Genomic DNA, 20701 nt, shown 5'->3' with positions numbered 1-20701 from the left:
ATTAGACTTTTCAGAAGAATTAGGTACGGCTAATGCTGTCTCTAAGGAATCCACAATGACTCTCAATATTTAAAAGCTCCATTATAGACGTCTGGACTCATACTGACAAAGCAAACTTTGAAAGGTAGCCGCATCAGATATATTTTCGTTTTAATATTTATAAGCTGTGGATAATGTTGATAAGCTGCGGATAACATTTACCACTTGTCCACCACCTATAAAAAAACCACCGCTTGCGCGATGGTTTTTGGTGTTTCTGAAAAAGAGCTAGTTAATCGACCACTTTTACCGTACGACGCTTTTGCTCTTCATCGACTTTTTTATTGACGATATATTGCTGAGTCATACTAAACAAGTTGTTGACTGTCCAATATAAAACCAAACCTGCTGGGAAGAATAGCATAAACGCAGTAAAGATAATCGGCAAGAATTTCATGACTTTTGCTTGCATCGGATCTGCTGGCTGCGGGTTCAACTGCTGCTGCACAAACATCGACGCACCCATTAGCAACGGCAAGATAAACCATGGGTCCATCGCTGATAGATCTTGAATCCACAAAATCCATGGTGCATGACGCAGCTCAACACTTTCTACTAATACCCAATATAAGGCTAAGAAAATCGGCATCTGCATCAAAATCGGTAGACAACCCGCCATCGGATTGACTTTTTCTTCTTTGTATATCGCCATCATCTCTTGCGACATTTTCATACGATCATCGCCATGCTCTTCTTTAAGCACTTTGAGTCTTGGCGCAATGGCACGCATTTTAGCCATCGAGTAGTAGCTCTTATTAGAGAACCACATTAAGGCAATTTTTACTAAGATAGTCAGTAAAATAATTGACCAACCCCAGTTACCAACAACCTTATGCACACCTTCCAAGATAGCAAACAAGACCTTTGATATTGGCCACAGCAGACCATAATCAACTGTTTTGTTAAGGCCTACCGCAACGTCTTTTAGCTCAGACTGAACTTTTGGACCTGCATACAGTGTTGCATTTAAAGTAACTTGCTTGTTTGGTGCTACGTTCACTGGTTGGCTATTGAAGCCGATAAAGTAATCACTACCTGTTTCACGTGTGAAGAATTTGCCAGTGAAGTTTTCAGGCGTCCAAGCAGATACAAAGTAATGCTGTACGATACCAACCCAGCCTTTATCGCTAGTTGTCGTCAATTCACCATCACTAAAGTCACCAAATTTCAGCTTATTATAAGGATCATCTGGTGTACCCCAAGCACCGCCTAGATAAGTCGCCATGCTCAGCGCGCCTTTATCAGACATACCAGGATCTTTACTATCATCACGCTTTAACTGTGCAAACATCTGACCTTGCCAAGCATTGGTAGACGCGTTTTGGATCTGATAGCTAATATCGATTGGATATTTATTTTCAGTGAAAGTGAAAGTCTTGGTAATCGTCACGCCGTCTTTTTTGTAAGTAAGCGGCACTGACAACGTTTGCTGTCCATCTTCCATCACATAATTGTTAGCAGTATGGCTATAAGTCGCTCTACCTTCTGCTGTATCAATACCGTTCTGACCAATAAGTCCAGATTGAGCCACATACACACGGTTACTATTGTTTTCTAACAATACGAAAGGCTTATCGCTATCGAGCGTTGCGTCATACTGCTTGAGCGCAGCATAAACAATATCACCACCTTCTGGATTGATTTTTATATCATAGCGATCAGTTGTTACCGTGATTAGACCAGCGTTTTTCGCAGGAGTCGCTGTCACAGCACTATTATCCACAGGTAATGTCTGTACCGGGATATCACCTGCTGCACCAGTAGTAGAAGGAATGTCAGCACCTACCGAACTCGTAGTTTCTGGCACCGCATCTACAGCTGGAGCATCGGCATAATCATCTCGCCATGCCAAAATCAGCAGATAAGCGGTAATTAGCATCGCAATGATGATCATCACCCGAAATATCTTTTGCATAAACCTTTCCTAGATTAAAAAATTAGGGAATGAAAAATTAGGGCATGTGTCATGACTGTACTACACAGCTGTCCTGTCACATTGCAACTGCATCAGTAGTCATTTACATAAAATGTGCATCATTTTACTAAAAATCTGTCTCAAATGATACCAAGAGTGTGGATAACTTGTGGGTAACTCAATAAAGTATCTATCTGAGACTAAAGATGTCGACTTTATGTTGATTTCATCAAATAATTAAGCTGTGAAGCATAGCTAGTAATGTCTCGATAGACACCCAAACCCTGATTGTCAGTATTTGGTATATCAGTCAAAGATATGTATTGATATATATAAGAAGCTAAGGGTAAGGGTACAAAGTCTATACCATGCCCACCTAAAGGGTGACACCTACTAAGACGTTTTAACAACAACCAACCACCCTTACGAGCACCATGCCATGTTAAAGCTTGTTTGCCATAATTTGAGCATGTTGGATAATAGCGACAACGAGCAGGTATTATAGGACTAACTATTTTTTGATATAAAATAATTAAATTAAAAAATATTTTATAAAAAATTTTATTTATAAATATTCTTTTAAAAAAAATATTCATTTTATTTTTTTTCTATTTTTTTTAAAATATTAATTATTTGATTTTTTAGTTCTTTATTATCTATATCTTTAATAGATTTTTTGACAATAAAAACAATATCTTTATTTTCCATTTTAAAAGCTTTGGTACGGAACTCTTCACGCACATATCTTTTGATTAGATTACGAGCGACAGCAGTAGGTACTTTACGCTTAGTAATAGCCATACCGACTCGCGGCTGTGCATGCTCGTTGGCGCGTACAAAAGCCATTAAATGACTCTGATGAATCTTGCGCTCAGGTGCGTCAAATACCTCACGGAAGGCTGCAGGGGTAAGCAGGCGTTGCTGTTTAGTGAAACTAGCTGCAGGTGTATCTGATAGAGTATTGGACATAGTACAACCTAGTAGAATAACGATAGAAGAAATAATAACAAATTATAGAGACAAAAAAAGCGCCTATGTGGGCGCTTTTAATATATGGCTAAGTGTCAGTTGTGATGATTGACTATCGCAATCTATAAACAATAAGAACACAACAAGCACTGTTAGCCATGCTTATCGCAATCTACTGATTATACAGTAAGGCGATGACGTCCTTTAGCGCGGCGACGAGCTAAGACCTGACGGCCTTTTTTAGTTGCCATACGAGCACGGAAACCGTGAGTACGTTTACGCTTGATCACGCTTGGTTGGAATGTACGTTTCATAACTCACCTATCAAAATAATGGACTAAATTCGTAATAACGGAGGATTATACCATTCAGTATAGTTTTGGTCAATAAACTAATTTGCTTTGTCCCTAAATAGGAAATACCTCATACAAATCTAGTAAAGATATTTCCTTAAAACCTATTTCTAGTTAACCAAATTTTATAGTTATATATTCTATAATTTACAAAGTTATCCACAGGTTGGCTCAAACACTATAATAATAATTGATTAATATAAATATAGTATTGTTATTATTGGGACTATGATTATCTGTGGTTAAGTCTATTTTCCTTTTTATTATCAATTTACTAGGCTATGGGTAAGCCTGTGGATAAACTGTGGGTTAAATATGGATAACTAGCTTGTAAAAGTTATGCACAGAACTGTCCACAGTCTTATCCACAAAAAACAAGGTTTTATCCACAGGGTATCTGTGTTAAATTAGGCGCTACTTGATATACACCTTCGTATAGGATATCAGTACGAACTCTTTGGTTAGTTGTTGCGTGTAATATCGAGGCTTAGGTAGCAATTTATATTGCTAAAAAATAACTATTATTTCAAATTACAAGGTCAGTACTTTTCATGATAGACACAGCAAATATTTGGGATAAATGTCTAAACGATTTGCGTTATAACGTCAAAGACAACGTGTTTACTATGTGGCTGAGACCTCTGTCAGCTCATCAAGAAGCACAAACTTTGATCATTCTTGCTCCCAATGATTATTTTGTGACGTATATCAAGAAGAATCATCTTCAAGATATTCAGCAGTTGGTGACCAAACACAGTCAAGGTAGTATTGAAGAGGTCGTTGTACGTGTTGATAATGCTGGCCGCAATGCAGAAGATAACAGTCAATCAGGTTCTTTGTTTGTAGAAGACGACGTCTCCCCTACCCCATCCGAACATAAATTTGAATCTATTCATCATAACAACGCAAAAGCAGATATCGACGCGAACATGCGTCATAATGAGCCAGTTGAGTCTGCTGATACAAAATCATTAAGCTATCTGAACCCCGAATTTACTTTTGAAACCTTTGTTACAGGTAAGTCCAATAACTTGGCTTACAAGGCTTGTTATGAGCTTGGTAAGCGCCAATCGAAAAATCGTCACAATCCTTTATTTATATATGGCCCTTCTGGATTGGGAAAAACGCATTTAATGCATTCTGTAGCTCATCGCTATTTAAAAAATAATCAAAGTTTTTATTATTTCACTTCTGAAAAATTTATAAACCAATTAGTTTATTCATTAAGAAATAATAAAATAGAAGATTTTAAAAAGAAAATAAAAAAAGTAGATTTATTAATTGTAGATGATATTCATGTATTGGCAGGAAAGACTAAAAGTAGTAATGAGTTTCTAACATTATTTGCAGATTTTACTAGTGGTGATAAACAACTTATTCTAGCCTCTGATCGACATCCCTCCCAAATGACGGAATTTGATGAACGATTTAGATCACGGTTTTCTTGGGGGTTAACGGTCGCTGTTGATCCCCCTGAGATCGATACTCGAGTGCAAATTCTGCAGAAAAAAGCAGCCTCCTACGGTATGGTATTACCAAAGGAATGTGCGCTATTCATTGCGCAAAATGTGGTGTCTAATGTCAGACGTTTAGAAGGTGCCCTAAATCAGGTGTTTGCCAATGCTAACTTAACAGGGGCACAGATTACTCTTGAGATGGTGCAATACGCACTAAAAGACATCGTTGCGATGCGTGTGCAGGCAGTGAATATGGATAACATCCGTAAGATAGTTGCTGAGTACTATGATGTCACGGTCAAAGATATTATGGGGCGTAAACGTACGCGTAGTATTGCAAGACCACGTCAAATAGCGATGGCTTTGTCGCGTGAATTAACAGGCGATAGCTTCCCTGAAATTGGTCAGTCGTTCGGTGGACGCGACCATACGACGGTGATGCACGCTTGCGATAAAGTAAATGAGTTAAGAGCAGCAGATCCTGCATTTGATAAGGACTATAAAACCCTAGCTCTAATGTTACAGGCAGGATAAAAGCGCCAGATATCATTGTGTTTTAGTAACGACAGATGGTTTATAATATCGAAAATACAAGTGCACAGATGCTCTGTAGATTATCGTCAGCAGACAAGGTATTATTGAGTCATTACGACAAATTTTTATAAAAGAATCATTCAAATAAGAGTAACTAAGCATGCAATTATCGATCAATCGAGAATCGTTACTAAAAGCTATCAACTTGATCGCCAAAGCCGCTGATAAACGCCACAATATGGTTATATTGGGTAATATCAAGCTACAGCTATCAGATTCTGAGCTTATCTTAACAGCGTCGGATTTAGAGGTAGAGCTGACATCGACATTGAAATTGCCTGCTGGTGCTTGTGTAGAAGCAGGTACAACGACGCTTCCTGCAACCAAGCTAAAAGATATTTGTAAATCGCTACCTGCCCAAGCGCAAGTTAATCTAGCAACTCAAGCAAATGAGCGTTGCTTATTAACTAGTGGTAAGAGTCGTTTTACATTAGGAACATTGCCAAGTGAAGACTATCCGAGCTTGGGTAACCCTGAAAATATCACCCCTCTGACCATTAGCCGTAATCGTCTGACAGATTTGATTCATAAAACACAGTTTGCAATGGCGATTCAAGATGTACGCTATTACTTAACAGGTATGTTGTTTGACGTTTCACAGCAACAACTGACAACGGTAGCAACAGATGGCCATAGATTGGCATTAGCCCGTAGTGTGATCAATGTAAGCGCAGATCTCAATATGCAGGCTATCTTGCCACGTAAGGCAGTAATCGAACTTGAGCGTTTGGCTTCTGAGCTTGGTAAAATGTTGGGTGATCAGGATAACGTAGTTACTCTGAGCTTCGGTCGAGAGTTTTTACAAGTAAGCTTACCATTTGGCGATGTAGATAGTGCAGGGCAGGTCAGCCAAGATCTAATGGTAACATTTACCGCACGTTTAATTGATGGTAAGTTCCCTGATTATCGCCGTGTGATGCCAAGCAATACTGACAAGTTGGCTTTATTCAGTCAGGAAAAAATGACAGATGTTCTACGTCGTGTTGCCATCTTGAGTAATGAAAAATCTCGTGGTGTGGTTTTTAATTTTGCTAGTGATGGTATGGTCGAAGTACGTGCTAATAATGCTGAGCAGGATGAAGCAGTCGAGATGATACAAGCTAAGTATCAAGGTGAGCCAATGGAGTTGTCATTTAACGCTGCTTATCTGCAAGATGTATTAGGCGTCATCCAAGGCGATTTACAAATGCATATGAGCCAATCAAATGCCTCTGTATTGGTCAATCAACTAAATGATGAGTTCCATCAATATGTCATTATGCCAATGCGTATATAGTGAGTTTTTCTTTGTAAATAAACAAAATCGAATAGAAATAGTACGTTTCAAAGAGTTTGGTTTCCAATACGGAATATTGATTTTTAATAAACTTTTGCCCGCTAAACTAGTAGGCTTTAATGGGCGGCTATCGATACCATGATTGAACGTCTACAAATATCCCATCTTAGAAACCTTTCTCAAATTAGTTTAGAGCCTGCTGCTTGCAACGTCATTATTGGTGCAAATGGTAGTGGTAAAACCTCGTTGCTAGAAGCTATATTCTTATTATCAAGAGGTAAGAGCTTTCGTCATCACCAGCCTAAACGTTATATCCAGCATCATCAGAATAATACAACTGTTCATGCTAAGCTAAATGATAGTCGTACTTTAGCTATTCAAAAGCAAGCAGATGCTACGACTATCCTACGTCTCAATCAAACCACTGTTTATAACCAAAGTATCTTAACAGAGCAGCTACCTACGTTACTGATAGATCCATCGACAATGGATATGTTGGAGCAGGGAAGTGCGAGCCGTCGACAGCTGCTAGATTGGTTAGTGTTTCACATGAAACAAGGGTTTCATCCACAATGGATGGCTTATCAACGTCTCCTGAAACAGCGCAATAGTTTACTAAAAAGTACTCGTCATTTAACCCAAGTACAGCTTGCTGAGCTGAAATCATGGGATAAAGGGTTGAGCAACCATGCTGCTTTGATTCATCATTATCGCGAGCAAGTATTTACTGAATGGCAGCCTTATTTTGCCAAGAGTATCGTACAGCTATTGCCTTCTTACGCTGAGCAACTGAGCCTGAGCTATAACGCTGGTTATGACACCAGTGTCGCGCTAGATGTGCAGCTTAATGAGCGATTAGAGCAGGATTTGCAATTGGGATATACTCGTATAGGCAATCATCGTGCTGATATTCATGTGCATTGGCGTTCTGATGAGTCTATAAGCGACCAAACGACAGATGCTAGAACAGCAGCTTCAGCAAATAGTATCCAAACCAAACTACCAACTTTGAAAGAGCAGGCAGCAAATGTATTATCTCGCGGTGAAAAGAAACTGCTTATTACTGCATTACGCCTATCGCAGCTACCACTGTTGCTAAACGATGAAGAGCGCAGTAACTCAATCAATGATGATTTATCATCGAGAGCAACACCTGTTGTACTTCTAGATGATATCACTGCAGAATTGGATGATAGAGCTATAGAAATACTGCTATCGACCCTCGCTAAACTCCCTTGCCAAGTATTCATGACCAGTCTGACAGATGATATTTTACCTTTAGTTAATGAACTTTGGTCACAACCAAATACGTTTCACGTGAAACAAGGTAAGATTCTGTTTACTAACTAATATTTCATTCTTCTGCTTATACTTTTGATGATTACCCATCTACCTTCACCACTCATTATTCAGTACACTAGCCACTACTATCTGTCCTGATAGTTACTATGTTAAAACGACCTGCCACTGACCGTAAAACTCTCAGTAAACAGTGACTTAGAAGCAAAAAAATGTTAAAATAACCCTTTATTTTTGTCCTGTGCTCAGCAATTTATTTGACAGCATCATAGAAAAGATTTCTATTTTTCAATTATCTATAAGTATTTGATAATTATGTATTTTATTTATTTCAATAGTTTTAACAATGGTTAGAAAAACAAAGACTATTACTAATAAGTAATTTGCTAATTTTATCTCTGTGCGGCCTTTTTTGAGGCTAACGGTGGTTAGTGGTTTAGCTGCTCATATGCACTTTAGATTATGAATAATAGACGTTAATTCTAAGATGCCACTATGTAGCGGACTTTTTATAAGTGCGCTAATCGTAAATGGCTGATTATGGCTAGATTAAGGAATGTACATGAGTGATTCATTACCTATTGACCACGAGCAATTGATAGACGACAGTGCTACTGAAGCCGCCGTGCCTACTGTAGTTTCAGAAGTATTGCCTTCTGATTATAGTTCTAAAGATATTCGCGTATTGCGTGGGTTAGAGGCCGTACGTGTGCGTCCTGGTATGTATATCGGTGATACCGATGATGGCACAGGCTTGCATCATATGGTCTTTGAGGTAGTGGATAACTCTATCGATGAGGCGCTTGCTGGTCACTGTGATCAGATTGATATCGTTATTCACGAAGACGAGTCTGTCAGTGTGATGGATAACGGACGCGGTGTGCCTGTTGATATCCATCCAGAAGAAGGTGTATCAGCAGCTCAGGTTATTATGACTGTCTTGCATGCAGGCGGTAAGTTCGATGATAATAGCTATAAAGTATCAGGAGGCCTGCACGGTGTAGGTGTATCAGTAGTTAACGCTCTGTCTCAAAAGCTTGAGATGAATATCTGGCGTGAAGGCTATCATTATCATCAGACTTATACTGATGGCGTACCTGATAGCGATATCCAACAGATGGAAGCAACCGATCAAACAGGTACACAAATCCGCTTTTATCCTAGCAGTGATGTGTTTACTGGTACGATCTTTGAGTACGACATCTTAGCAAAACGCTTACGTGAGCTATCATTTTTGAACTCTGGTGTGCGTATTGTTTTGACTGATGAGCGTATTGATAAGCGTCATGAGTTTGAGCATAAAGGTGGCTTGCTAGAGTTTGTTAGCTATATCAATGCTGGTAAAGACGGTATCAATGAAGTATTCCATTTTACCAGTCAGCAAGATGATGGTATCAGCGTAGAAGTCGCGCTACAGTGGACAGATACATATAACGAAAAAGTACTGTGCTTCACCAACAATATCCCGCAGAAAGATGGTGGTACTCACTTATCTGGTTTCCGTTCTGCATTGACGCGTTGCCTAAACAGTTATATGGATCGTGAAAACCTATTCAAAAAAGAAAAGGTTGCTGCAACGGGTGATGATGCTCGTGAAGGGTTGACTGCAATTGTCTCTGTAAAAGTACCAGATCCAAAATTCTCAAGTCAGACCAAAGATAAGCTAGTATCAAGCGAAGTGAAATCTGCTGTTGAATCAGCGATGCATGACAAGTTCAATGACTATCTGCTAGAGAATCCAGGTGCTGGTAAAGCCATTGCTAACAAGATTATCGATGCAGCGCGTGCACGTGATGCGGCTCGTAAAGCACGTGAAATGACACGTCGCAAGACCACTTTGGATATTGCAGGTCTGCCTGGTAAGTTAGCCGATTGCCAAGAAAAAGATCCAGTATTATCTGAACTATACATTGTGGAGGGTGACTCTGCAGGTGGCTCAGCTAAACAGGGTCGTAGCCGTAAAACGCAAGCAATCTTGCCACTAAAAGGTAAGATTCTAAACGTCGAGCGTGCTCGTTTTGACAAGATGCTATCGTCTGCTGAAGTGGGTAATCTGATTACTGCGTTAGGTTGTGGTATCGGTCCTGATGAGTATAATCCTGATAAAGTACGCTATCACAAAATCATCATCATGACCGATGCCGACGTTGATGGCTCACATATTCGCACGTTGCTATTGACGTTCTTCTTCCGTCAAACGCCTGAATTGATCGAGCGCGGCTATGTATATATTGCTCAGCCACCGCTATACAAAGTGAAAAAAGGCCGTCAAGAGTTATATCTAAAAGATGACGAAGCGCTTAAAGCGTATCTATTGTCTTCAACAATTGATAATACCAAGCTGCATATCAGTGCTGATGCGCCTGCGATTACTGGTCAAGCGCTTGAGACACTGCTTAATGACTATAACCAAACGCAGTTGATCAAAGCGCGTTTGCAGATTCGTTTCCCAGCGGTAATTTTGGACGCATTGACGCATACGCCAAAACTTAGCACTGATATGACTTATGATGAGTCTGCCATGCAGGATTGGAAAGCAGCGATGCAGACTAAGCTTGATCACTTCGGTAGCGATCTAAGCCCTGAGATTGAATTGGTTAATATCCATGCGCCGCAGCCAAAAAATATGGATGCAGCCGCAGCAGATTTATTGGGTATGACGCCAGTAGTAGGTACTGAAGAAGGCGAAGCGTCAGATAGTGAAGCTTTATCTACCAAGGCACAGTGGCTACCACGCGTTACGGTATATGTGCATCAACTGGCACACCATTATCTGTTAGATGCTAGCTTTATCAACTCGGGTGAGTATGGCAAGTTGTTACGTCTATCAAGCGAGTGGAATACGTTGCTTGAGAGCGATGCCTTTATCCGCCGTGAAGCAAGTGCAGGGACGACTAAAGACATCCCAGTACGCGACTTCGATTACCTCTGGCAACAAATGATGCTCGATGCGCGTCGTGGTCTAGCTATCCAGCGTTATAAAGGGCTAGGTGAGATGAACGCCGATCAGCTATGGGATACGACGATGGATCCTGAAAACCGTCGTATGCTACGCGTCACCATCGAAGATGCTATCGCTGCTGATCACATGTTTACTTGTCTAATGGGTGATCACGTTGAACCGCGTCGTATCTTCATTGAAGAAAATGCGCTAACAGTGTCGAACTTAGATATCTAAATTTGAAACTGGTTACTGATAATTTATAAAAATACCGCTTTGATATTCAAGGCGGTATTTTTGTTTCACGTGAAACTCATTTGTTAGCGTTGCTATTACTTAATAATTATAATTTGTGGGAATCAAATGGTTGAAGTAATTTTACTCGCTATTGCTTTAGCGATGGATGCGTTTGCAGTGTCGATAGGGTTGGGTGCTAAGGCTCAAAAATACAGTCGTCAATATGTACTGCGCTTGGCTATCTATGCTGCGCTTTACTTTGGTATCGCTCAAGGTATCATGCCTCTTATTGGATACTTATTGGGTGCAGCAATGTTGGGTTGGCTGGCCGCTGCTGCACCTTGGATTGGCGGCACTATTTTGATTACTCTAGGTGGCAAAATGCTTTACGAAGTGTTTACTGCCGATGAGTCAGATACTGACAATGATGATCTGGACGTCAATGATGATGCTATTAACACTGATAGTGATACAGTAACAGCCACGAGTAAGCATGGACATATCAATCACCGCACTATGTTTACGTTAGCAGTTGCAACTAGTATTGATGCAATGGCGGCAGGGTTTACGCTGAATTTATTGGTACTGAACGCGTGGTTAGCTTGCTTGATTATCGCTGTAGTAACCGCTATATTTGGCTGGCTCGGGATCTATTTGGGACATCGCTCAGGCACATGGCTAGAAAATAAAGCTGAAGCATTGGGCGGTATCGTGCTTATCGCGATTGGTCTAAAAGTGATGTTTTTTAGCTAAGTCATTTAGATTTTCACTTTCCATAAATGCAAAAGCACCGCTTTGAATATCTAAACGGTGCTTTTTTGTTTCACGTGAAACTCAAGTTAGTAGTTTTGCTTAGTGATTACTCTTCGTCAGTGTCAAAACGCCAAGCTAGTACACGAGTGCTTTTCTGACCTTGGCTCATTTCGATAATACGCATTTGAGCGACGTTTAGCTGCTTTAACAATAATTGCAATGGCTTAACGTTTTCAGATTTTGATACTAAAGTAGTAAACCAACCCACATGCTCAGCAAAGCTCTGGCTTTCTTTAGCCATCTTGGTCAAGAAGGCAATTTCGCCACCTTCACTCCATAGCTCTTTGTGCTGACCGCCGAAGTTTAAGTTTTGCGCAGCATTGCCTGATTTGGTTGAACTGCGGCTGATTTGTTCGCTTTCATTCTTACCACGATGGCGCTGCAAGTTATGTTGCTTACGGCTATTGGCTTCCATCGCTTCTTCTAATGAAGCATGAAACGGAGGGTTACAAACCACTACGTCAAAATAATCTTGACGACCAATGATGTTCTTAAAGATAAACTTAGGCTCAGGCTGCAGCTTTACCTTGACCGCACTTTTCAGCTTTGGATTGGCTTCACAAATCAGCGCTGCGGTGTTGACTGAGATAGGGTCAATGTCACTTGCTGTAAAGCGCCAGCCATAGCTTTGACTACCAACGATAGGGTAGATAGCACTGGCACCAGTACCGATATCAAGCGCATGAATTTCCTTGCCCGTCGGCGGTGTATTATCAGCATTTACGTGAGTGGTTTGCGCCAACAAGTCCGCGATATAGTGAATATAATCGGCACGTCCAGGAATAGGCGGGCATAGATAGCCTTCAGGAATGTCCCAAAATTTAACACCGTAATAGTTTGCCAACAGTGCTTTATTTAGCACACGAACAGCCTGATGATCCGAGAAGTTAATCGTCGACTCACCTTTAGGGTTGGTAATGGTATGGTCAGCAAGCTCGGGTAAGGCGCGAGTCAATACCGCAAAGTCATAACGACCTTGGTGTGGGTTACGTGGGTGTAGCTGACCGAGTTTCTTCGCGGTCGCCGGCGATCTGTTTCTGTGTGTACTATTTGCTGGAATACGGGTCATAGTGTGTGGCTTTGATGTTTGAATATAATCGACCATTTTAGCAGATTTCACGAGTAACGAATGTCTTATCGACTACGTAAAATCAGATTTAATCCCAATATTATCATCGCTGTACCCAATATACGGTCGATCCAATGTTCAAAACGCTGAAAGCGGCGATGAATCGCAGGGATAGAGAGTAGCATGACGACCGTACTAAACCACGCCATCTGTAACAACATCATCCATACGCCATAAATGGCCAATTGCCACAGCGGTATGTCAGGTGACAATACGAGCGTGAATATCGCCACAAAATACACGGGTGCTTTTGGATTAAAGACATTGCAAAAAAAGCCACGGCGCATGGTGGCAAACGTTGATTCTGTATTATCAGAGGATTTTTGAAGGGAAATAGGGTTATCGGACAGTGCTGTTTGATTGATAAACTTCTCTTGTGAAGTATCAGAGTTTGAGGCTATGTCCTCAATTGGCGTTGATGGCTTTTTAGGCTTTGCTTGGATACCTTGCCAACCTAAGTAAATTAGATAGCCGCCACCTAACCATTTAATAGTAGTCAATAATGGCTGCGAATGAGCAATGACAGTCGCCAGTCCTAATACAGAATAGATAATATGGACGGCAAGACCTAAAGTAATACCGAGACTACAAATCAAACCTGTGCGTCGACCTTTTGCTAATGTCTGCTGCGAGACTAAGACAAAATCAGGGCCAGGCGAGGCCGCAGCCAATAGGTGTACGCTGGTGATGAGCAAAAAACCGTGCCAAAATTCCATAAAATACTCTGAACCATATTTAGACCTGCAACATAGTTGCACTTATCGTAAATGAGGTCAACTTTTATCGATTTTTGTACTATGCGAGTCATCTCTATTGCTTGTGTTATAGAACGAGGGTGTCTATATTAAAGGTGACTTATCGCTCAATCTCTACCGATAAATGATCGAGATTTGACTATATAACTATTTATCAAACGCCAATGATTACTTTAACAAGGATGGAACCATGACTACGGATAGTAACGCCACAGAAAACCGCATCACTTATAATACGCAAGGCCACGTATGCCTTGTCGGGCTAAATCGTGCCAATAAACGCAACGCCTTTGACAGTCATATGATTGCCCAACTATCTGACGCCATGACTCGCTACGAGGCAGACGACAACTTACGCTGTGCATTGATATTTGCGCATGGTGATCACTTTACCGCTGGGCTAGATTTGGTAGAGCTACAAGACAAGCTAAACGATGGCGTGTTTGAGTTTAATGACGATCAAATCGACCCATGGGGTATCAGTGGAAAACTGCGTACCAAACCTGTGGTCGTCGCGGTAAAAGGTACTTGTTTCACCGTGGCTATCGAGCTGATGCTAAATAGTGATGTAGTCATCGCTAGTGATAACTGCAACTTTGCTCAAATGGAAGTCCAGCGCGGTATCATGCCATTTGGCGGGGCAACGGTACGCTTTGTCGCAGCGGCAGGTTGGCAAAAAGCCATGCCGTATCTACTCACGGGCAAAGCATTTGATGCGCAAACGGCTGATAGACTGAATTTGGTCAGCGAAGTAGTGGCGAACGGTACTGAGTACGAGCGTGCATTGACGTTGGCACAAGAGATCTGCAAAGCTGCGCCTTTGGGTGTGAGAGGGGCGTTGTCTTCAGCACAAGATGCCAGTCGAAATGGGGCCGCGACTGCATTGGCTAATATTTATAGTTATCTGCCACCGCTGTTTCATTCAGAAGATGCAAAAGAGGGTGTGATGGCGATGGTTGAGAGACGTGAGGCTGAGTTTAAGGGGTGTTAGAGTAATATTTCTATATGAGAGAAATATTGTAGAAGCTATATTTCTCTTTTAATCAATTTATGCAATATTAAAAGCTGTCCGAATTTTTTCGTATATACCTTTTAAATCAGCTCTAACATTATTAAAGTCGCTAATATAAATTCTTTTTTCTATCGTATTGGCATCATCTTTGTAATAAACTAAATAATATGTATGAGGGCTTTGAGTACATTTTTTTTCGTCATTATGCATAAGTCCATTACGTATACGACGAATATCATGGAGCCTATTTATATCATCATTAGTCAGATTATAAAGGGAGATATTTCTCCTTAGATGGTTTATAGCTTTACTGAATTTGAAGTCAGTTCCAAACTCTTCATTTATATAATAGTGAATTTGAGAAGTGAGTTGGGCATAAAGACCTCTCATGGTATTCATTTCTTCTCGACTTGATACTATAAGATCTACAATTTTTTCAATATTACCATGCCAGTTATCATTTATATCAGATGAACGACTTATGAAAGTAAAGCGAGAGAATAATCCAGGGTCTTTTGTCGAGTTTAGATGATTAATCAGGGTATCTATAATCTCATCCTGAGTAGATCCTGTATATAATATAAAATCGCATGGAAATTTTGAATGAAGATCTAGGTATAGCTGAATACCGTCATTAGTATGATTCCATTGTGTTACATTCCCATTGTTTCCAAGATTATTATCACTTAGATATAAATCATATCGATTTTTATCTAGATTAGCTTCGTCTTGATAGAACTTATCAAGACTTTCAAAAAGCTTAGGTTTCGGATTTAATCCTTTACTTCTTATTTTATTATCAACAACTCTTTGGATTTTCTCAACACGTCTTCTTGTTCTGGACCGCTTCAAATCATCATCTACGATAATATAATCAAAATCTAAACGCATAAATTAACCTTAAGCTTTTCTGTAAATATCAAAATGTACTAAATCATTTTTATTAGATACTTTAATATCTAAACCTACGTCTTTCAAAAACTGTTTTACTTGAGATAGGCCAACTCCAGTACCATTAGGTTTAGTTGAAAACCCTAAGTCGAATATTGAGTTTAAAGCTGTGGTCTCTATTTTTTTGGAGTTACTAACTATATTTATCCCATCATCTTGGAAAGTAAAGTCTATGAAAGTTGCGCCATGCTCAAAAGCATTTCTGTACAAATTTTCAATCATCATAACTAATTCTAAATGACTTGAATCAATTAACCAGATTGATTTATCATTTTTCAACTTAGGGTCTAGGTTTAAATGGCAATTACTATCGTAGTCAGGATAATAAGTGCGTCTACCACCTTTATCTAAATACCACTCCGTAATATCATACCAATTGATAACGCCCCCTGCCTTCAAGTCATAGCTTGTACCCAACAGAAGCTTTCTTAGAGTTTCCATCTCAAGTTTTGTTGACATTATATCGTCTATTGAGGTTAGGAATGTATATTCATCTTCATGGTTAATCCTAGACTTTATTGATAATAAATTGTGCAAAGCATCATCTAGTCTTTCTGCAAGTAAAGTAATATGGTGAGTTATTTGCTCACCATAAGACTCATCCCTTCGTTTGTTGATTAAGTTCATGTTCTGAACCTTAAGAAGTTCAGTCTCTTTCATTTTTTTCGAAGCTAACTTCTCTTTTTCAATGTTCTCTTTCTCAAGTTCCTTAAACTGCTTACTGAGTATTTTGGTTTCATCCAGCTTCTTAGAACTTTTTTTAGAATTAGGGTTTTTTATTTTTTCTTCAATGCGCTCAATAATCTTTTCTGGTTTGTTTTTTTCAAAATCTAAACCCGAGTTAAAATCTAAAATTTTAAAGTTGCTTCTAGAAATATACTTTTTGAAATTATCTTTGACACTATCTTCAATGCTAGTATCTGTCAGATGAATTTCTTCTCCTGTATCTCTTATCTCTCCCCAGTTTATTATTTGAACATAACGTTCAAGTGGGCGTTGTATGAAGTCCATATAGAAATCTTTAAGAGCTTTGAAATAACCATTCTCAATAAAACCATTATTCCTTGAAGAGGTTTCTTTAAAGAAATTTGCGCTATCTTCTATGCTAATAAATCCTATAAGCTCACGTGTAGCCAAATAGCGACTATAACCCTGTGTTTTTCTAAGGTTTAAACCAAAGATGTCATAGTGTTCTTCCCCATAAGGGCTAACATGGAAACCATTGCGATATATGAAAATATTTCCATAGTTGATTGGCTGGATCCCCATACGCCTTGTAAAGGTAGATTTAGCACTAGTAGTTAGATAGTTTACCGAAATGTCCATTTTATCGACATGTGTCAAAATTGAATCATCTACTTTTTCAACCCTATATACTAAATTACCTCTATCACTCAACGTAATAACAGTTTTATGCTCTCCCTTATTTGAGCAACTTATAGATGCAGTTATATTAATACTTTTTTCTTTAAGGACTTCTGCAATATTACTATAGATAAGATTAGATTTATTAACATCATTTCTTTGGTTCAAATCAAATATATTGACACCACAATAGATATCTAAGTCATCATCTTTAGTAAAAGGGTTTTTTAACCTCCTAAGTTTTTCAGTAACACCTTCTAGCTGTTCGTCATCCCAAACATTTCTAAGATTAGCAATTTCGATAATTGTATAGCTTTCTACATCGGTACGAGATAGTAAACTATTTTCCTGATATTTTAAATTTACATCTTCAAAAAGTGTTTTAAGATCTTTGTCAAAGTCATCCCAGTTTACAGTCAGCTGATGTTCAATATTTTCATGCTTAATCTTTGTACGTATAACAATGACCGAACCCAAACTATCACTAGAGAACCTACCAATTCCTTTAGAACCAACTAATACGCGATTTTTAACTTCTCTTAAACTGTCTTCAGAATTATCTTCTTCAAAAGAACCTTCTTGTTTATCTGAGTAGGCAAGTTTGAGCCACTTATTATCTAAATCGTCCTTAGACATCCCAGTGCCATTATCGACGATGTAAATTTTTCCGTCGTCCAACGTGCCAACGCCATTTTCAGAATCATCAGAAGTGTTAAAAGAAACAATTACTTCTGTAGCTCTAGCATCATAGCTATTTTTAACAAGCTCAAATATGGCAACATAACGATCCGTTATTAAGTCTTTACCGACAATACTCTTAATACCAGAACTTGTTTTAAATTTCATTTAGCAGCTCCTTTGACGCTACTTCGCTATTTTTAGTATCAATTGATTTAGACTTAACTAAACATGCCATTATTTCATTACCAATTGCTTTGGCTAAGAGTGGTGGAACAGCATTACCTACAAGCGTATATTGAGGAGTCTCACTTTTGCGTCTACTTCCACCAGTTGTACGCTTTCCTAAAAATTCAAAGCTATCATCAAATGACTGAAGTCGGGCCATTTCTCGAACCGTCATGATTCTATTTTTCTTATAATGAACCAAGTCGTCTGGTAAGGTTAATACGGTTGGCGAAGGTTGGTCAGCTATGATTTTTTTACAGTTATTCTTCTTGGTCGCTAGTTTTTTTGCCTTTTCAGTCGAAAGGCGGCTGAGCATATTGCGAATGTTTTCGCCTGGTTTAAGACTCTTAAATCGTTCTGTCACAATTGTGGTATGTCTACTAGCTTCATGATTATAAAGAGAGGTAGCTTCAATTGTTTTTCCATCTATATTAGGTGTTCTACCTTTTCTAGAATCCAATTGATAGATCGAGGTAGCAGACTTATTGTATTGTAAAACCTTTTTCCCTATATCAATATTTTCTAAATCCTCAATAGCGGATTGAGCAGAATTCAAATACTCTACTGCTGGCTCTGGATGTTTTAATTTGGGATAGACATCATCTCTCGTCCCTAGAAATATCACTCTCATACGTTTCTGAGGTACACCATACTGACTGGCGTCCATAACCTTACGTACCACATGTGAGTAGCCTATATGCTCAAACTCTTTATCTAAAATTGTAGTTAGCTTCTCGTTCTTATAGGGATTAGCTAGTCCCTGAAAGTTGCTAATTTCAGATGATAAAATACCTAATACATTCTCCATCACGAAGTATTTAGGTTTAACGGCTTCAAGTACCTCAATATAGCTATGGATTAGTTTGTTACGAGTATCATTTTCGTCCCGTCTTCCTGCCAAACTAAACCCCTGACACGGCGGTCCACCTGTAACTACATCAATGTTATTTATATCATTACCAAGAAACCTCTTTAAGTTCTCTGAAGTTTTTAACTCATTTATATCACCTTGAAAGAACTTAATATCATGGCCTAACTGTTCATGACGGTTTGTGTAGGTTTCTTTAGCCTGCTCACTTATATCACTTGCATAGGGTATGACAAAACCAGCCTGAAGAAAGCCTTCAGCCATTCCGCCTGCACCCGAGAATAAATCTAACACTTTAAATGACATTTAGACGCCTGTTTTATAAACAATATTAAAGTAATATAGGAATTATATGAATTAAGGCGCTATTAGTACACGATTTAATTCAATATTTCGCTATATTGTCAAGCATGTCACAAAATTAGTTTTTAGTCCAGGAGGTTGGTATAAATGTAGTTAGCAGTTTCGATTACGACAGCTATAAGCAGATAATAGCGGATGGCAGGATTAGCTCCAATTTTATAATAACTCTGATAACCACAAAATCTAACGCAGCACTCCAAAATACCACCAAGCAAACCAAAAAAGACCTTGCAATTGCGAGGTCTTTTTTATTTTATTGAGTGTAGCTAATTACATCTGTACCAGCGTTAGAAACTAGGCTGTGATTGACGATTATTTAGCCGACTTGTAGTAGTCAACCATCATCGTACCCAAAGTGCCGTTGTCATCGATAGTGACGATTCTGACCGTACCTGATTGTGCAGCAGTACTAGACTGAACTTGTCCGGCATTACCTAAGACGACTTGGTTGTCTTTAGAAGCTTTTGCCTCGTTACCGATAGCGATACTGTTCATGCCGCCTGCCATAGATTTATTACCGACCGCCACCGAAGTTGCGCCTTGTGCTGCTGCCGCTTCACCCACAGCGGTAGAGCGCATACCGCTTGCATTGGCTAGATGACCAAATGCTTGTGCACGTTCAGCAGTGGCTTTAGATTGCCAACCGATAGACGTTGAGCCTAGACCTGCAGCATTGGCTTCACCGCCAACGGCAGTGGCTGAATTTAGGCCTGCATTGGCTTTATTGCCGACAGCAACCGTATCATTATTGCCACCTGCCATAGCTGCCTCACCGACAGCGGTAGAGCGTACACCACTTGCATTGGCTAGATGACCAAAAGCTTGTGCACGTTCGGCAGTGGCTTTTGATTGCCAACCGATAGAGGTTGAGCCTAGACCGGCAGCGTTCGCTTGACCGCCAACGGCAGTAGCTGAGTTTAATCCTGTATTGGCCTGACTACCAATGGCAACGGTATCATTGGTGCCGCTAGTCGTAGCAGCGTTTCCAAGAGTGATGGCGGTGCTGCTAGCTGCGTTTGCAGTTTGATGGTCAGTTCCTGTTGCCATAGCAGTGCAAGAAGCGGTTGCGGCAATGGCAAAGGTGAGCGCACTAATCTTTAGTACTGATTTCGTTAAAAAGTCCATTTTCATTCTTCATTCCTTTTTGTTAGCCTTGATGGCTTATTAGATAGTTTGGGTAGATGTTGATAGATTATAATCATGGCAACATCAGCGCACTCTGGCACAAATAACTTTATGATAGATAGAGTCCGAAACCTTAATGTAGCATTAATTTTTAACCATTATTAAAATAATGTTTACTTTATATCTTTGTCGGTTATTTAAGCCGATAAATGGATAATTAGAGTCTAAAAGCACTTTAATTATTTGTAAAAAATCGAATGCGCCTTAATCTACTAGAGCAGATAGCGTAGCGTATATTGATAATATAATGGATATACTGCGCTGTGTTTTTAAC

Annotated in this window: 16 protein-coding genes; 6 read left to right on the top strand and 10 right to left on the bottom strand. The window is 39.5% G+C overall.

Features of this window, described 5'->3' with window-relative positions:
• Positions 1-271: 271 nt before the first annotated feature.
• The 4 genes from yidC to rpmH all read right to left on the bottom strand — a co-directional run bounded on the left by yidC (position 272) and on the right by rpmH (position 3237).
• Positions 272-1954, bottom strand: coding sequence for a membrane protein insertase YidC (yidC, locus tag ACHEVO_RS09195; protein WP_102094844.1), 1683 nt, complete (start codon positions 1952-1954; stop codon positions 272-274).
• 215 nt (positions 1955-2169) lie between these two features.
• Positions 2170-2550 carry a membrane protein insertion efficiency factor YidD gene (gene yidD / locus ACHEVO_RS09190; protein WP_394124693.1) on the bottom strand — a complete coding sequence of 127 codons (381 nt, stop codon included), beginning with the start codon at positions 2548-2550 and terminating at the stop codon, positions 2170-2172.
• Between the two features lies 1 nt (position 2551).
• On the bottom strand, positions 2552-2923 hold the full coding sequence (rnpA, locus tag ACHEVO_RS09185; RefSeq protein WP_394124692.1) for a ribonuclease P protein component: 372 nt from the start codon (positions 2921-2923) through the stop codon (positions 2552-2554).
• Positions 2924-3102: 179 nt separating this feature from the next.
• Positions 3103-3237 (bottom strand): 50S ribosomal protein L34, encoded by a 135-nt coding sequence (gene rpmH, locus ACHEVO_RS09180; RefSeq protein ID WP_007394757.1) that lies wholly within the window; start codon positions 3235-3237, stop codon positions 3103-3105.
• A 590-nt stretch (positions 3238-3827) separates the two neighbouring features.
• Between rpmH and dnaA the strand changes: the two genes are divergently transcribed.
• From dnaA to ACHEVO_RS09155, 5 genes are all read left to right on the top strand, one after another.
• Positions 3828-5267 (top strand): chromosomal replication initiator protein DnaA, encoded by a 1440-nt coding sequence (gene dnaA / locus ACHEVO_RS09175; RefSeq protein ID WP_101204765.1) that lies wholly within the window; start codon positions 3828-3830, stop codon positions 5265-5267.
• Between the two features lie 160 nt (positions 5268-5427).
• The gene (gene dnaN / locus ACHEVO_RS09170) at positions 5428-6603 is read left to right on the top strand and encodes a DNA polymerase III subunit beta (RefSeq protein ID WP_101204766.1); all 1176 of its coding nucleotides are present in this window, start codon (positions 5428-5430) and stop codon (positions 6601-6603) included.
• A 138-nt stretch (positions 6604-6741) separates the two neighbouring features.
• Positions 6742-7953 (top strand): DNA replication/repair protein RecF, encoded by a 1212-nt coding sequence (gene recF, locus ACHEVO_RS09165; protein WP_394124691.1) that lies wholly within the window; start codon positions 6742-6744, stop codon positions 7951-7953.
• A 511-nt stretch (positions 7954-8464) separates the two neighbouring features.
• A complete protein-coding gene (gene gyrB / locus ACHEVO_RS09160; protein WP_114701477.1) occupies positions 8465-11080 on the top strand; it encodes a DNA topoisomerase (ATP-hydrolyzing) subunit B in 2616 nt (871 codons plus the stop codon).
• Positions 11081-11206: 126 nt separating this feature from the next.
• Positions 11207-11833: a manganese efflux pump MntP gene (locus ACHEVO_RS09155; protein WP_379543440.1), complete on the top strand. Its 627-nt coding sequence runs from the start codon at positions 11207-11209 to the stop codon at positions 11831-11833.
• A gap of 106 nt (positions 11834-11939) precedes the next feature.
• Here ACHEVO_RS09155 and rlmF read toward each other — a convergent pair whose 3' ends face one another.
• Together rlmF and ACHEVO_RS09145 are read right to left on the bottom strand one after the other, a co-directional pair.
• Positions 11940-12998, bottom strand: a complete 1059-nt coding sequence (gene rlmF / locus ACHEVO_RS09150; RefSeq protein WP_394124745.1) for a 23S rRNA (adenine(1618)-N(6))-methyltransferase RlmF — start codon at positions 12996-12998, stop codon at positions 11940-11942.
• A 29-nt stretch (positions 12999-13027) separates the two neighbouring features.
• Positions 13028-13738: a LysE family translocator gene (locus ACHEVO_RS09145; protein ID WP_394124690.1), complete on the bottom strand. Its 711-nt coding sequence runs from the start codon at positions 13736-13738 to the stop codon at positions 13028-13030.
• A 229-nt stretch (positions 13739-13967) separates the two neighbouring features.
• Here ACHEVO_RS09145 and ACHEVO_RS09140 point away from each other — a divergent pair, with 229 nt between their 5' ends.
• Positions 13968-14768, top strand: a complete 801-nt coding sequence (locus tag ACHEVO_RS09140) for a crotonase/enoyl-CoA hydratase family protein (protein WP_394124689.1) — start codon at positions 13968-13970, stop codon at positions 14766-14768.
• Positions 14769-14825: 57 nt separating this feature from the next.
• Here ACHEVO_RS09140 and ACHEVO_RS09135 read toward each other — a convergent pair whose 3' ends face one another.
• The 4 genes from ACHEVO_RS09135 to ACHEVO_RS09120 form a co-directional block, all read right to left on the bottom strand.
• Positions 14826-15680 (bottom strand): hypothetical protein, encoded by an 855-nt coding sequence (locus ACHEVO_RS09135; RefSeq protein ID WP_394124688.1) that lies wholly within the window; start codon positions 15678-15680, stop codon positions 14826-14828.
• Positions 15681-15689: 9 nt separating this feature from the next.
• Entirely contained in the window at positions 15690-17951 is a 2262-nt protein-coding gene (locus ACHEVO_RS09130; protein WP_394124687.1) for an ATP-binding protein, read from the bottom strand.
• Positions 17941-19185 (bottom strand): DNA cytosine methyltransferase, encoded by a 1245-nt coding sequence (locus ACHEVO_RS09125; RefSeq protein WP_394124686.1) that lies wholly within the window; start codon positions 19183-19185, stop codon positions 17941-17943. Before ACHEVO_RS09125 ends, ACHEVO_RS09130 begins: the two co-directional genes overlap by 11 nt.
• 369 nt (positions 19186-19554) lie before the next feature.
• A complete protein-coding gene (locus ACHEVO_RS09120) occupies positions 19555-20373 on the bottom strand; it encodes a hypothetical protein (protein WP_394124685.1) in 819 nt (272 codons plus the stop codon).
• Positions 20374-20701 lie beyond the last annotated feature (328 nt).

The organism is Psychrobacter nivimaris, from assembly GCF_043419765.1.
Taxonomy (GTDB): Bacteria; Pseudomonadota; Gammaproteobacteria; order Pseudomonadales; family Moraxellaceae; genus Psychrobacter.
The sequence above is the reverse complement of the archived record's forward strand: the minus strand, read 5'-3'. Positions and strand labels throughout refer to the sequence as shown.